A 13,286-nucleotide genomic window follows, 5' to 3' on the forward strand; every position below is an offset into this window, starting at 1 on the left:
GCAGCACGCCTGTCCAAGACGTCGTCAGAAATCTAAATGGTGGATGAGGAGCCGGCGGACCGGCTCCCGGGTTCGTCAGGCCTCTAGAACCAAGAGGCGGATCAGATGTGATACGTCTTCAGCGGCGGGATGCCGTTGAACGCCACCGACGAGTAGGTCGACGTATAGGCCCCGGTGCCTTCGATCAGCACCTTGTCGCCGATCTCGAGCGTGACGGGAAGCGGATACGGGTTCTTCTCGTACAGCACGTCGGCGCTGTCGCAGGTCGGACCCGCGAGCACGCACGGCGTCATGTCCGCACCGTCATGACGGGTGCGGATGGCGTAACGGATCGACTCGTCCATGGTCTCGGCGAGACCGCCGAACTTGCCGATGTCCAGGTACACCCAGCGCACCTCGTCCTCGTCGCTCTTCTTCGAGATGAGCACGACCTCGGATTCGATGATGCCGGCGTTGCCCACCATGCCGCGGCCCGGCTCGATGATGGTCTCCGGGATCTGGTTGCCGAAGTGCTTGCGCAGCGCGCGGAAGATCGAGCGGCCGTAGGTCACGACCGGCGGCACGTCCTTCAGGTACTTGGTCGGGAAGCCGCCGCCCATGTTGACCATGGACAGGTTGATGCCGCGCTCGGCGCAGTCGCGGAACACTTGCGAGGCCATCGCCAGCGCACGGTCCCACGCCTTCACCTTGCGCTGCTGCGAGCCGACATGGAAGGAGATGCCGCACGGCTCCAGGCCCAGGCGCTTGGCGAGGTCGAGCACCTCGACCGCCATTTCCGGGTCGCAGCCGAACTTGCGCGACAGCGGCCACTCGGCGCCGGCGCAGTCATAGAGGATGCGGCAGAACACCTTCGCTCCGGGGGCGGCACGGGCGACCTTCTCGACCTCGGCGGCGCAATCGACCGCGAACAGCCGAATGCCGAGCGCGAAGGCGCGCGCGATGTCGCGCTCCTTCTTGATCGTGTTGCCGAAGGAGACGCGGTCGGGCGTCGCACCCGCGGCCAGCGCCATCTCGATCTCGGCGACCGTGGCGGTGTCGAAGCAGGAGCCCATGGAGGCGAGCAGGGACAGCACTTCCGGCGCCGGGTTCGCCTTGACGGCATAGAACACGCGGCTGTCGGGCAGCGCCTTGGCGAAGCTCTGGTAATTGTCGCGCACGACCTCGAGGTCGACGACGAGGCACGGCTCGATGTCGAGGCCTTCGTTGCGGCGGTTGCGCAGGAATTCCTGGATACGTTCGGTCATGGCACTCTCCAACGGCCCCAGCGACGGGAGCCGTATCAACATGACGTCTGATGAGAGTGCTTCGGCCGCATCGCGCGATGGAGGCGCGTCGAGGCCAAAAAACTCAAACCAGACTGTGCTGCCGTGGATTGGTTGGGAGAGTTTCCCGCCCGCTCACCTGGCAATGAAGGACAAGCCTTTTCAGTAGCCCGCGCCGGCGTTGGAATGCCGGTAGAGACCAAAAAAGCCCGATCCGTCGTTGCTTTAAGTCGCGTCCCCCGTTGAGAGCGGGGTGCGCCGGTTCGCCTCCGGCTGCCAGTCACGGTTGCAAAGAGCGAAGTCACCTTCGACATGGCATCTCTTTGAGAGAGATGCTGGGCGCTCCGGGTTTGCTTCGTCTTCCGACTTTCTGGTCTTGCGACCTCGGTCTTCCGACTTCCGCACTTCCGAAGAGCCCCTCGGCTTCTTCACCCCTTGGCGGCTGTCCGGCCTCTTGTCCGGATACCTACCGACTGACACACGACCACAGGCACGTGCGAAATTGGGCAAGTCCGCACATAAGCGTTTTGACTCTGCTTCGCAAGAATTTTTTTAGGCTGCGGACAGAATTGCCTAACATCTGCTTGCGCGCTGTTGCGCGAGCGACGCGGGAGATGAACGCGCGTTAAGTTTTCGCTGCGCTGCGCGTGTTGCCCACGCGCGAGACGCGTCAGCCGCGCTTGGTGAAGGGCTCGATGCGCTGAGCGCCGCGGATGAAGGCGGTCATCACGAGCACGCCGAGTGCGAACAGCACGGCCTGCAGGATATGGGCGCCCTGGTCGCCGAGCCCGAACAGGATCGCGAGCGCCCAGCCGCCCGCAAAGGCCGCGCCGAACACCTCCGCGCCGATCAGGATGGCGGCGCTGATGACGGTGATGACGCTGGGCCAGACGATCCGGCGGGACGATGAGGAAGGCGCGTTCATGGTTTCAGAGGGTCCTGGCTTCGAGGGCCGCAATCTCCCCGAAAAGGCGGCCGGGAGCAAGGGCAAACGGCCCAAAAAAGCCCCACGCGTGCTATAGCTGGCCGCAGCAATAGAGCCACGAAATCCGGGACTTGTGATGTCAGAACCCCGCCAATTTACGGACCCCGAGACCAATCCGCTGCTGAAGGCCTGGGTGACGCCGTTCGCGACCCCGCCTTTCGACGAGATCAAGCCGGAGCATTTCCTGCCGGCCTTCGAGCAGGCCTTCGCCGACCATTCCGCCGAGATTGCGGCGATCACCAACGATCCCGCGGCGCCCGACTTCGCCAACACCATCACGGCGCTGGAGCGCTCGGGCAAGCTCTTGAGCAAGGTCGCGGCGGTCTTCTACGACCTCGTCTCGGCGCATTCCAACCCGGCCATCCTGGAGATCGACAAGGAGGTCTCCTTGCGGATGGCGCGGCACTGGAATCCGATCATGATGAACGCCGTGCTGTTCGGCCGCATCGCCCATCTGCACGAGAACCGCGCGGGTCTCGGTCTCACGCCCGAGCAGCTCCGCCTCTTGGAGCGCACCTACACCCGCTTCCACCGCGCCGGCGCCGGCCTCTCCGAGGAGGCCAAGACCCGGATGGCCGAGATCAACGAGCGGCTGGCCCAGCTCGGCACCGGCTTCAGCCATCATCTGCTCGGCGACGAGCAGGACTGGTTCATGGAGCTCGGGGAGACCGATCGCCAGGGCCTGCCGGAGAGCTTTGTCGCCGCCGCCAAGGCTGCGGCGGAAGAGCGCGGCATGGCGGGCAAGGCCATCGTCACGCTCTCGCGCTCCTCGGTCGAGACGTTCCTGAAGAGCTCCGCCCGGCGTGACCTCCGCGAGAAGGTCTACAAGGCCTTCATCGCGCGCGGCGACAACGGCAACGCCAATGACAACAACGCGACCATTGTCGAGATCCTGAAGCTGCGCGAGGAGAGCGCCAGGCTCCTGGGCTATCCGACCTACGCCGCCTACCGGCTCGAGGATTCCATGGCCAAGACGCCGGACGCGGTGCGCAACCTGTTGGAGCGGGTCTGGAAGCCGGCCCGGGCCCGCGCGCTTGCCGACCGCGACGAGATGCAGGCGCTGATCACGGAAGAGGGCGGCAATTTCAGGCTCGCCCCCTGGGACTGGCGCTTCTACGCCGAGAAGCTCCGTCTGCAGCGCGCCAATTTCGACGATTCCGCGATCAAGCCGTATCTCGGCCTCGACAACATGATCGCCGCCGCCTTCGACTGTGCCACGCGCCTGTTCGGCGTCACCTTCGAGGAGCGCAAGGACATTCCGGTCTGGCACCCGGACGTCCGGGTCTGGGAGATGAAGGGGCCGGACGGCAAGCACAAGGCGCTGTTCTATGGCGACTACTTCGCCCGGCCATCGAAGCGCTCCGGCGCCTGGATGACCTCGCTGCGCGACCAGCAGAAGCTCGACGGCGACGTCGCGCCGCTGGTTCTCAACATCTGCAATTTCGCCAAGGGCGCGGGCGGCGAGCCGTCGCTGTTGTCGCCCGACGATGCCCGCACCCTGTTCCACGAGTTCGGCCACGGCCTGCACGGCATGCTCTCCAACGTGACCTATCCCTCGCTGTCGGGCACCTCGGTGTTCACCGATTTCGTCGAGCTGCCCTCGCAGCTCTACGAGCACTGGCAGGAGCGGCCCGAGGTGCTGCAGAAGTTCGCCCGCCACTACCAGACCGGCGAGCCGCTGCCGGACGACCTGCTGCAACGCTTCCTCGCCGCGCGGAAATTCAACCAGGGCTTTGCCACGGTCGAGTTCGTCTCGTCGGCGCTGGTGGACCTGGAATTCCACACCCAGCCGGCAGCCGCCGCGGAGGATGTCCGCGCCTTCGAAAGACGCGAGCTGGAGAAGATCGGCATGCCCGAGGAGATCGCGCTGCGTCACCGTCCGACGCAGTTCGGCCACATCTTCACCGGCGACCACTACGCTGCCGGCTATTACAGCTACATGTGGTCGGAGGTGATGGACGCCGACGCCTTCGGCGCGTTCGAGGAGGCCGGGGACATCTTCGATCCTGCCGTGGCCAAGCGTCTGCACGACGACATCTATTCGTCGGGCGGGTCGGTCGATCCGGAAGCCGCCTACGAGGCGTTCCGCGGCCGTCCGCCGGAGCCGGATGCGCTGCTCCGCCGCCGCGGCCTGCTCGACGACGCCAGGGCGGCCTGATGAGCATGCGGGCCCTGTTCGGAATGCTGTTCGCCGCCGCGATGACGCTCGCGGCGGGGGCAGCAAATGCGCATCCACATGTTTGGATCACCGCGACCAGCGAATTGCTCTATGCCGCTGACGGCAGCATCACCGGCGTGCGCCACGCCTGGACCTTCGACGACATGTTCTCGGCCTATGCCGTGCAGGGGCTCGAGAGCAAGACCAAGGGCGCCTACACGCGCGAGGAGCTCAAGCCGCTGGCGCAGACCAATGTCGAGTCGCTGAAGGAATACGCCTACTTCACCTTTGCGCGAGCCGACGGCAAGAAGGAGCGATTCCAGGAGCCGGTCGACTATTTCCTCGACTACAAGGACACGGTGCTGACCCTGCACTTCACCTTGCCGCTGAAGAACCCGGTCAAGCCCAGGCAGCTGGTGCTCGAAGTGTTCGACCGCTCCTTCTTCATCGACTTCCAGATGGCCAAGGACAGTCCGGTCAAGCTGGTCGGTGCGCCCGCGGGCTGCCAGATGAAGCTGGAGCGGCCGAACGACGGCACCGCGAGCGCCCAGAAGCTGAACGAGCAGACCTTCCTGAACGGCGAGAACTCGAATTTCGGCATGATGTTCGCCAACAAGATCACGGTGGATTGCCCTTGAAGCCAAAGCTCTCCCCGCTCGCGCGCGGGCTGCTCGCCTGCAGCGCAGTTCTTCTCGTCGTCGGTGTGGCCGATGCCGCGCTTCATGATGTCCTCGCGCAAAATCCGTTCGGCGCGCCGAAGCCGGCGCAAGCACCCGAGCCCGAGGCCAGCGGGGTCATCGGCTGGCTCTTGGCAAAACAGTCGGAATTCTATCGCCAGATGTCGGTGACCATCCGTGCCGCAAAATCCGACGGCTCGGCGGTGTGGACGCTGCTCTTCATCTCGTTCGCCTACGGCATCTTCCATGCCGCCGGTCCCGGCCATGGCAAGGCGGTGATCGCCTCCTATCTGGTCGCCAACCGCGAGACGGCGCGGCGCGGGATCGCGCTGTCCTTTGCCTCGGCCCTGATGCAGTCGCTGGTCGCGATCCTCATCGTCGGCATTTCGGCCTGGGTGCTGAATGCGACGGCCAAGACCATGTGCAAGGCGGAAGGCGTGATCGAGATCGGGAGCTACGCCCTGATCGCGCTGTTCGGCCTGCGCCTGGTCTGGGTCAAGGGCGGCGCGTTCATCCGCGCACTTCAGGCCGCCCAACCGGTGCCGGTGATGGCGGGCGTGCCGCACGACCATGGTCACGGCCATCACCATCATCACGATGCGCATGACCATCATGAGCACGATCATCATCACGACGGTCATGCCCATGCCCATCCCCATGCCCATGTCCATCACGGGCACGATCACGTCCATGACGAGCACTGCGGGCATTCCCACGGCCCCACCCCGAGCGAACTCGCCGGCCCCGGCGGCTGGCGGCGCGGCCTCGCGGCGATCCTGACCGTCGGCATCCGCCCCTGCTCGGGCGCGATCCTGGTCCTGGTGTTCGCGCTCGCCCAGGGCCTGTTCTGGGCCGGCATCGCCGCCACCTTCCTGATGGGATTGGGCACCGCGATCACGGTGGCGGCCATCGCTGTTATCGCCGTCTCCGCCAAGGACATCGCCGCCCGTCTCAGCGCCGGCCGCGACGGCGGTGGCGCGCTGTTCATGCGCGGCATCGAGTTCGGCGCCGCGGGCCTGGTCCTGCTGTTCGGCGTCGGCCTCCTGTTCGGCTACATCGCCGCCGAACGGACCACGTGTTTTTGAGGGTGCATCTGCACTTCTCGGCGCTAATTGGGCAAAGACGGTCGAGCGCCAGCTCCGTCATTGCGAGCGCAGCGAAGCAATCCAGAATGTCTCCGCGGCGGCAATCTGGATTGCTTCGTCGCAAGGGCTCCTCGCCATGACGAGCCTGAAATATCTTGGTCGGGAGACTCCATGTCGCGCGAGCAATTCTGGTTCTTCCATCCGTTCCGGGTGCGCTATTCCGAGATCGACGGCCAGGGCGTCGTCTTCAACGCGCATTATTTGACCTATTTCGATACCACCATCACCGAATATTTCCGTGCGCTGGGCTTTGACCAATATGCGGATGCGCAGACGAGCGGCATCGATTTCCACGTCGTCAAATCGCTGATCGAGTACAAGGCGCCGGTGCGGTTCGACTGGGAGCTCGACGTCGGCTCGCGCGTGGCGCGGATCGGCAATTCGAGCCTCGTCTTCGAGCTCGCCATCTTCCGGAAGGGTGGCGCCGACGCGCTGGTGACCGGCGAGATCGTGTGGGTCTACACGGACCAGAAGACCCATCGTCCGGTCACGATCCCCGCATCGATGCGGGCGCTGATCGCGACGCGCGAGCGGCACCTCTCGACGTGAAGCCGCCTCACACTGGCAGAAACCGCTTCAACGCCGGCATGAAGAAGATCCCGAGATTGATCGCAAAGCCGATGCTCCAGAGGATCGAGCGCAGCGTCGGGCGATTGCCGAGATAGGTCAGCACATAGGCGATCCGGACGATCAGGAACAGCGCCGCGAGCTCGTCGATCAGCCGCTGCGGCGATTCCCTGTATTCGGCGAGCAGCACCGCGAACGCGAAGAACGGAAACGTCTCGATGCCGTTCTGGTGCGCGCCGAGCGCGCGTTGCGAGAGGGCGTCCTCGTAGAAGGCGGGATCGCGCGGCCGGGAATTGTCGAAGCGGCGAAACCTGATCCATTTGACCGAGGCGATCGTAGACAGATAGAGCAGCAGCGCCCCGAAGACACACCATTCCGCGAGCGTCATCGTCCCTCCCCCTTGGGTGCGACCCTAGCGAACCCCGGCTCATCTTGACAAGTTCGGACCAACGCGCGACCCAACCAGCCATGAACAGCGTCGTCCCCCTCGAGACTGCGAAACCGGCCACCCGATCCGCCCTGCCGAGGGTCGGCGTGCTCCTGATCAATCTCGGAACGCCTGATACGGCCGATGCCCCCGGCGTGCGGGTCTACCTCAAGGAGTTCCTCAGCGACGCCCGCGTCATCGAGGACCAGGGCCTGATCTGGAAGCTGGTGCTGAACGGGATCATCCTGCGCAGCCGTCCCCGTACCAAGGCGCTCGACTACCAGAAGATCTGGAACAATGATCGGAACGAGTCGCCGCTGAAAACCATCACGCGGTCGCAACGCGACAAGCTCGCAGCCGCCTTGTCCGACCGCGACAACGTCGTTGTCGATTGGGCGATGCGCTACGGCAATCCGTCGATCAAGTCGGGCATCGACGCGCTGATCGCGAAAGGCTGCGAGCGCATCCTGGCCGTCCCCCTCTATCCGCAATATTCGGCCTCGACCTCGGCGACGGTCTGCGACGAAGTGTTCCGGGTGCTCGCGCAGCTGCGCAACCAGCCGACGCTGCGGATCACGCCGCCCTATTACGTGGACGAAGCCTATATCGAGGCGCTCGCCGTCTCGATCGAGGGGCATCTGGCGACGCTGTCGTTCAAGCCGGAGCTGATCGTGGCGTCATTCCACGGCATGCCGAAAGCCTATGTCGACAAGGGCGATCCCTATCAGCAGCACTGCATCGCGACGACCGAGGCGCTGCGCCGCCGGCTCGGCATGGACGAGACGAAGCTGCTGCTGACCTTCCAGTCGCGCTTCGGCAACGACGAGTGGCTGCAGCCCTATACTGACAAGACCATGGAGCGGCTCGCCAAGGAAGGCGTGCGCCGCATCGCGGTGGTGACGCCGGGCTTTTCCGCCGACTGCCTGGAGACGCTGGAGGAGATCGCGCAGGAGAACGCCGAGATCTTCAAGCACAATGGCGGCGAGCAGTTTTCCGCGATCCCCTGCCTCAACGACAGCGGACCGGGCATGGACGTGATCCGCACCCTGGTGCTGCGCGAGCTTCAGGGCTGGATCTGATGGGTGTCCCATGAACCGCCGCCGGTGCCTGGCGCTTCTTGGAATGCTCACAGCGCTGCCGGGCCCGACCCTGGCGCAGCAGCCGAACGCGATACGGCGGCTCGGCGTGCTCTCGGTCACGGCTGCCGATGATGCGATCGGCCGGACGCGCAGCATGGTCCTGGTCGAAGCGCTCGCCGGCCAGGGCTGGAAGGAGCGCGACAATCTCAAGGTTGATTGGCGCAGCGGCGGCGGCAATCGTGACCGCATCGCGCAGCTCGCCGACGAGCTGATCGCGCTCAAGCCCGACATCCTGCTTGCGGTCGGCACACCCTCGGTCGAAGAGCTGCGCCGGCGCACCACGACGATCCCGATCGTGTTCGCCGTCGTCACCGATCCCGTCAGCCAGGGCTTTGTCGAAAACCTCGCGCATCCCGGCGGCAACCTCACCGGCTTTACCGACTACGACGGTCCGCTCGCCGGCAAATGGCTGGAGATGCTGACGCAGGTCACGCCAAAGGTGTCTCGCGTTGCGATCGTCTACAATCCCGCCACCGCGCCGTTCGCGCCCCTGATGCTGCGCACCATCGAGGACGCCGGCCGCGCGCTTCATATGACGATCGAGCCCGCGCCGGTACATGACACGGCCTCGATCGCGGCGCTGGCCTCGCGCAAGGCCGATGGGCTGCTGGTCCTGCCGGATTTCTTCACCATGGCCAACCGCGCGCAGCTTCTGGCCGCCGTTGCACAGGCGCGCGTGCCCGCGGTGTTCTGGAGCCGCACCTTCGTCGACGAAGGTGGGCTGATGTCCTACAGCACCGACAGCGCCGAGCAGCTCCGCCGCGCTGCGGGCTACATCGATCGGATCCTGAAGGGCGCACGGCCGGCCGATCTCCCGGTGCAAAATCCCACCAAGTTCGAGCTTGCGGTCAACCTGAAGACGGCCAAGGCGCTTGGCGTCACGCTTGCCCCGGGCCTGCTCGCAATCGCGAACGACGTCATCGAATAGAGCCCGTCGTGACGGCGCAGGTCCTAACGTTCGCCGCTAGGTCTGCGCCCGCGCTCTTTCAAGAACCTGTCGCAAATACATATCGTGACCGTTCTCTTGCTGTGCGTCTTGTGTGGAATTGCGCCGGTACCGACGTTACTTGCGACCGCTGAACCGGTAGGATCGTGATCCCGACCAATGACAGCGCGGGAAAGGGCTTTCCCGGCGTCTTGCCCGCCTTGGAGGAGAAATGAGCGGCTTCGACATTTTCGCGATCGTTCTGGTGTTGCTCGTCATCGTCACGCTGGTCGCCGGCGTGAAGACGGTGCCGCAGGGCTATGACTGGACCATCGAGCGGTTCGGCAAATACACCCAGACGCTGAGCCCCGGGCTCAATCTGATCGTGCCCTATTTCGATCGCGTCGGGCGCAAGATCAACATGATGGAGCAGGTGATCGACATTCCCGAGCAGGAGGTGATCACCAAGGACAACGCCACCGTGACGGTGGACGGCGTCGCCTTCTTCCAGGTGTTCGATGCCGCCAAGGCGAGCTACGAGGTCGCCAACCTGAACCAGGCGATCACGGTGCTCACAATGACCAACATTCGCTCGGTGATGGGCTCGATGGACCTCGACCAGGTGCTGTCGCACCGCGATGAGATCAACGAGCGCCTGCTCCGCGTGGTCGATGCCGCGGTCTCGCCCTGGGGCGTCAAGGTCAACCGCATCGAGATCAAGGACATCGTGCCGCCCGCTGACCTCGTCGAAGCCATGGGTCGGCAGATGAAGGCCGAGCGCGTCAAGCGCGCCGACATTCTCGCCGCCGAAGGCCAGCGCCAGTCCGAGATCCTGCGCGCCGAGGGCGCCAAGCAGGGCCAGATCCTCCAGGCCGAAGGCCGCCGCGAGGCCGCCTTCCGCGACGCCGAGGCGCGCGAGCGTCTCGCCGAGGCCGAAGCCAAGGCGACTCAAGTGGTGTCGGAAGCCATCTCCAAGGGCGACGTCGCCGCGTTGAACTATTTCATCGCCGACAAATATATCAAGGCGTTCGGCCAGTTCGCCGACGCACCGAACCAGAAGATCATCATGCTGCCGGTGGAAGCCGTGAGCATGCTTGGCTCGCTCGCCGGTATCGGCGAGATCGCCAAGGCGACGTTCGGCGAGAGTGCCGCATCCGCAGCCGCTGCCGCGCGCCGCGGCGGATCGGTCCCGTCGTCGGGCCCGACCCCGCCCGCAGTGCCGCCGCAGTAACGGGGTATTTTACAGAGGTCGTGTCATGACCGACATGTTCGTATCGCTCGGCAACTGGAATTGGCTGATTTTCGGCTTCATCCTGATGGCGCTGGAGGTGCTGGCGCCGGGCATCTTCCTGTTCTGGCTCGGGCTGGCTGCGCTGCTGGTCGGCCTGATCTCGTTCGCGGCTGCCATCTCCTGGCAGATCCAGCTCGTGATGTTCGCGATCTTTGCCGCCGCTGCCGTGCCGGTCTGGCGCCACCTCGCCAAGCCGAAGCCGGATGCGAGCGCCAGCCCGTTCCTCAACAAGCGCACCGAAGCCTTGCTCGGCCGTGAGTTCACGCTGGAGAAGCCGATCATCGACGGTTCGGGCACGGTGCGGATCGGCGACACCGTCTGGCGTGTCGCAGGGCCGGATACGCCCGCCGGCACGCGGGTGAAAGTGGTGCAGGTCGACGGCGCGAATCTGACCGTGGCGGCGGCTTAACCGCCGTCATTGCGAGGAGCCCTTGCGACGAAGCAATCCAGAATCTTTCCGCGGCGGCAGTCTGGATTGCTTCGCTTCGCTCGCAATGACGAGTTTGTTGAGACGGCGTCGCCGGACTTAGGCGCCGTTCTTGTTGCGCCATTTCTCCGCAAACCTGTGCAGCGGCATGAACGTCTCGCACAACTCCCGGCCCAGCGGCGTCAGTCCGTAACCTCCACCGGCACCCAGCTCTACGAAGCCCGCCTCGCGCAGCTCGGTCAGCCGTGCCTGCAGCACCGTGGGCGAGGCCTCGTCGCAGGCGCTGCGCAGGGCGCGCGAGGTGAGGGGCTCTTCGCGCAACTCCCACAGGATCCGCAAGGCCCAGCGGCGGCCGAGCAGGTCGAGCAAAGCCATGATCGGCCGCCCGGTGCGCGAGCCGCGGACGCTGCGTGTCGTCGAGCCGGCCTGTTTCGCCATCGTCGCCTCTTGCGTTGTGCTACAAATAATGTAGCGTATTGCTACGATAAATGTAGCAATGGAAATCGCTCATGTCCCAGGCCTCACCGCGCATCGCCCCGCTCTCGCCGCCTTATCCCCCGGAAATCCAGGCGCAGTTCGACCGCATCATGCGCGGTGCGCCGCCGCTGGTGCTGTTCCGGGTGATGGCGGGCCATGGCCGGCCCTGGGACAAGTTTCGCGCCGGCGGGCTGCTTGATCCGGGGCCGCTCTCGCTGCGCCAGCGCGAGATCGTCATCGACCGCACCTGTGCGCTGAACGGATGCGAATACGAATGGGGCGTGCATGTCGCGATCTTTGCAGGGCCGGCGAAGCTCACCGCGGAGGAGGTGCATGCGACGGTGCTGGGTGATGCGGCGTCGGCCTGCTGGTCGCCGGCCGAGCGGGCGCTGATCGCAGCCGTGGACGCGCTGCATCATCGCGCGACACTTACGGACGAGGAGTTCGCGGCGCTCTCCGCGCATTACGACGAGGCGCAGATCCTGGAGATCATGCTGTTGTGCGGCTTCTATCGCACGGTGTCGTATCTGGCGAACGGGCTGCGCTTGCCGCTGGAGGAGAACGCGGCGCGGTTTCCGGCGTAGGTCTCTCCACCGTCATTGCGAGGAGCCCTTGCGACGAAGCAATCCAGACTGTCTCCGCGGAGGCAGTCTGGATTGCTTCGCTGCGCTCGCAATGACGAGGTGAGAGGGCGCAAACCCTACGCCACGCCCGCGCGCAGCAGATCGTGCAGGTGCACGATCCCCACCACCTTGTTCGCTTCCGTCACCAGCAGCGTGGTGATCTTGCGCGTGTTCAGCACCTCGATCATCTCGGTCGCGAGCATCGAGGGCGGAACGGACTTGGGCTGCTTGGTCATGATCTCGTCGACGGTCACCGTCAAAAGATCGGGCCGCATGTGGCGGCGCAGATCGCCGTCGGTGATGATGCCGACGGCCTCGCCCGCATCGTTGACGATGCAGACGCAGCCGAGCCCCTTGGCCGACATCTCGACCACGGCTTCCGACATCTCGGTGCCGAGTGGCTTGAGCGGAATCTCCGCGCCGGTGCGCATGTAGTCGCGGACGAATTTCAACATCGCGCCGAGCTTGCCGCCCGGGTGGAAATGCGCGAATTCCAGCGCCGTGAAGCCGCGTCCCTCGAGCAGCGCGATCGCTAGCGCGTCGCCGATCGCGGCCTGCATCAGCGTCGACGTGGTCGGCGCCAGATTGTGCGGGCAGGCCTCGCGCGCCTTCGGCAGCTCGATGACGAGATCGGCGGCCTGGCCGAGCGACGACGAAGCGTTCGAAGTCACCGCGATCATGGGGATCGCGAAGCGCGCCGAATAGTTCACGAGGTTCTTCATCTCCGGCTGCTCGCCGGACCAGGACAGCGCCATGATGACGTCGTCGGACGTGATCATGCCGAGGTCGCCATGACCGGCTTCGGCGGCGTGCACGAAGAAGGCGGGCGTGCCGGTCGAGGCCAGGGTCGCCGCGATCTTGCGGCCCATATGGCCCGACTTGCCGAGGCCGGTGACGATGACGCGGCCCTTGGCGTTGCGGATCAGCTCGACCGCCTTGGCGAAGGGCTCGCCCAGCGGGCCGCGCAGCGCGGCGGCGAGCGCGTTGATGCCGCCGCTCTCCGTCTCCAGGGTGCGGAGCGCGGATTCGACGCTGTCAGGAATGGTGCCGGATGATTGGGTCATCAGCGGTTTCGAGCTCGGCATGGTGTGGTCCAGGGAGGAGGGGCGTTCGCCCATTGGCGCCTGCTTAGCACGCCCCGATCAGCGAGGCGACGAGCGCCCGAGCGCCCTCAACGGGTCAT

General features: G+C 65.3%; 14 protein-coding genes. 9 read left to right on the forward strand and 5 right to left on the reverse strand.

From position 1 onward, the window contains the following. Window positions 1-101: 101 nt before the first annotated feature. Both DCG74_RS10765 and DCG74_RS10770 read right to left on the reverse strand, forming a co-directional pair. The gene (locus DCG74_RS10765) at window positions 102-1,244 is read right to left on the reverse strand and encodes a type III PLP-dependent enzyme (protein ID WP_172785011.1); all 1,143 of its coding nucleotides are present in this window, start codon (window positions 1,242-1,244) and stop codon (window positions 102-104) included. A gap of 688 nt (window positions 1,245-1,932) precedes the next feature. Continuing rightward, the gene (locus DCG74_RS10770) at window positions 1,933-2,187 is read right to left on the reverse strand and encodes a hypothetical protein (protein ID WP_172785010.1); all 255 of its coding nucleotides are present in this window, start codon (window positions 2,185-2,187) and stop codon (window positions 1,933-1,935) included. A gap of 136 nt (window positions 2,188-2,323) precedes the next feature. Here DCG74_RS10770 and DCG74_RS10775 point away from each other — a divergent pair, with 136 nt between their 5' ends. The 4 genes from DCG74_RS10775 (at window position 2,324) to DCG74_RS10790 (ending at window position 6,776) form a co-directional block, all read left to right on the forward strand. Beyond that, window positions 2,324-4,405 (forward strand): M3 family metallopeptidase, encoded by a 2,082-nt coding sequence (locus DCG74_RS10775; RefSeq protein ID WP_172785009.1) that lies wholly within the window; start codon window positions 2,324-2,326, stop codon window positions 4,403-4,405. Then, window positions 4,405-5,043 (forward strand): DUF1007 family protein, encoded by a 639-nt coding sequence (locus DCG74_RS10780; protein ID WP_172785008.1) that lies wholly within the window; start codon window positions 4,405-4,407, stop codon window positions 5,041-5,043. The genes DCG74_RS10775 and DCG74_RS10780 overlap by 1 nt, the downstream gene beginning before the upstream one ends. Beyond that, window positions 5,040-6,167, forward strand: coding sequence for a nickel/cobalt transporter (locus DCG74_RS10785; RefSeq protein WP_172785007.1), 1,128 nt, complete (start codon window positions 5,040-5,042; stop codon window positions 6,165-6,167). Before DCG74_RS10780 ends, DCG74_RS10785 begins: the two co-directional genes overlap by 4 nt. A 171-nt stretch (window positions 6,168-6,338) precedes the next feature. Continuing rightward, window positions 6,339-6,776, forward strand: a complete 438-nt coding sequence (locus tag DCG74_RS10790; RefSeq protein ID WP_172785006.1) for a thioesterase family protein — start codon at window positions 6,339-6,341, stop codon at window positions 6,774-6,776. Window positions 6,777-6,783: 7 nt separating this feature from the next. On the opposite strand, the gene DCG74_RS10795 is transcribed toward DCG74_RS10790, so the two are convergent. Further along, window positions 6,784-7,182, reverse strand: coding sequence for an MAPEG family protein (locus DCG74_RS10795; protein WP_172785005.1), 399 nt, complete (start codon window positions 7,180-7,182; stop codon window positions 6,784-6,786). 80 nt (window positions 7,183-7,262) lie between these two features. Here DCG74_RS10795 and hemH point away from each other — a divergent pair, with 80 nt between their 5' ends. From hemH to DCG74_RS10815, 4 genes are all read left to right on the forward strand, one after another. Further along, window positions 7,263-8,300 carry a ferrochelatase gene (gene hemH, locus DCG74_RS10800; protein ID WP_172785004.1) on the forward strand — a complete coding sequence of 346 codons (1,038 nt, stop codon included), beginning with the start codon at window positions 7,263-7,265 and terminating at the stop codon, window positions 8,298-8,300. 10 nt (window positions 8,301-8,310) lie between these two features. Continuing rightward, entirely contained in the window at window positions 8,311-9,288 is a 978-nt protein-coding gene (locus tag DCG74_RS10805; protein WP_172785003.1) for an ABC transporter substrate-binding protein, read from the forward strand. Between the two features lie 229 nt (window positions 9,289-9,517). Beyond that, window positions 9,518-10,516 carry an SPFH domain-containing protein gene (locus DCG74_RS10810; protein WP_172785002.1) on the forward strand — a complete coding sequence of 333 codons (999 nt, stop codon included), beginning with the start codon at window positions 9,518-9,520 and terminating at the stop codon, window positions 10,514-10,516. A gap of 25 nt (window positions 10,517-10,541) precedes the next feature. Next, entirely contained in the window at window positions 10,542-10,985 is a 444-nt protein-coding gene (locus DCG74_RS10815; RefSeq protein WP_172785001.1) for an NfeD family protein, read from the forward strand. Between the two features lie 117 nt (window positions 10,986-11,102). On the opposite strand, the gene DCG74_RS10820 is transcribed toward DCG74_RS10815, so the two are convergent. Continuing rightward, a complete protein-coding gene (locus tag DCG74_RS10820) occupies window positions 11,103-11,441 on the reverse strand; it encodes a helix-turn-helix domain-containing protein (protein WP_172785000.1) in 339 nt (112 codons plus the stop codon). Window positions 11,442-11,512: 71 nt separating this feature from the next. Between DCG74_RS10820 and DCG74_RS10825 the strand changes: the two genes are divergently transcribed. Beyond that, window positions 11,513-12,064, forward strand: a complete 552-nt coding sequence (locus DCG74_RS10825) for a carboxymuconolactone decarboxylase family protein (protein ID WP_172784999.1) — start codon at window positions 11,513-11,515, stop codon at window positions 12,062-12,064. Between the two features lie 116 nt (window positions 12,065-12,180). On the opposite strand, the gene DCG74_RS10830 is transcribed toward DCG74_RS10825, so the two are convergent. Beyond that, entirely contained in the window at window positions 12,181-13,188 is a 1,008-nt protein-coding gene (locus DCG74_RS10830) for an SIS domain-containing protein (RefSeq protein ID WP_172784998.1), read from the reverse strand. Window positions 13,189-13,286: the final 98 nt, after the last annotated feature.

This window comes from Bradyrhizobium sp. WBAH42, assembly GCF_024585265.1.
Classification (GTDB): Bacteria; Pseudomonadota; Alphaproteobacteria; order Rhizobiales; family Xanthobacteraceae; genus Bradyrhizobium.

Bases quoted from the DNA above. Each gene is read 5' to 3' on its own strand.
- DCG74_RS10765 (WP_172785011.1), bottom strand. From the start codon at position 1,244: ATGACCGAACGTATCCAGGAATTCCTGCGCAACCGCCGCAACGAAGGC.
- hemH (WP_172785004.1), top strand. From the start codon at position 7,263: ATGAACAGCGTCGTCCCCCTCGAGACTGCGAAACCGGCCACCCGATCC.
- DCG74_RS10820 (WP_172785000.1), bottom strand. From the start codon at position 11,441: ATGGCGAAACAGGCCGGCTCGACGACACGCAGCGTCCGCGGCTCGCGC.
- DCG74_RS10805 (WP_172785003.1), top strand. From the start codon at position 8,311: ATGAACCGCCGCCGGTGCCTGGCGCTTCTTGGAATGCTCACAGCGCTG.
- DCG74_RS10810 (WP_172785002.1), top strand. From the start codon at position 9,518: ATGAGCGGCTTCGACATTTTCGCGATCGTTCTGGTGTTGCTCGTCATC.
- DCG74_RS10815 (WP_172785001.1), top strand. From the start codon at position 10,542: ATGACCGACATGTTCGTATCGCTCGGCAACTGGAATTGGCTGATTTTC.
- DCG74_RS10770 (WP_172785010.1), bottom strand. From the start codon at position 2,187: ATGAACGCGCCTTCCTCATCGTCCCGCCGGATCGTCTGGCCCAGCGTC.
- DCG74_RS10775 (WP_172785009.1), top strand. From the start codon at position 2,324: ATGTCAGAACCCCGCCAATTTACGGACCCCGAGACCAATCCGCTGCTG.
- DCG74_RS10830 (WP_172784998.1), bottom strand. From the start codon at position 13,188: ATGCCGAGCTCGAAACCGCTGATGACCCAATCATCCGGCACCATTCCT.
- DCG74_RS10825 (WP_172784999.1), top strand. From the start codon at position 11,513: ATGTCCCAGGCCTCACCGCGCATCGCCCCGCTCTCGCCGCCTTATCCC.
- DCG74_RS10790 (WP_172785006.1), top strand. From the start codon at position 6,339: ATGTCGCGCGAGCAATTCTGGTTCTTCCATCCGTTCCGGGTGCGCTAT.
- DCG74_RS10795 (WP_172785005.1), bottom strand. From the start codon at position 7,182: ATGACGCTCGCGGAATGGTGTGTCTTCGGGGCGCTGCTGCTCTATCTG.
- DCG74_RS10780 (WP_172785008.1), top strand. From the start codon at position 4,405: ATGAGCATGCGGGCCCTGTTCGGAATGCTGTTCGCCGCCGCGATGACG.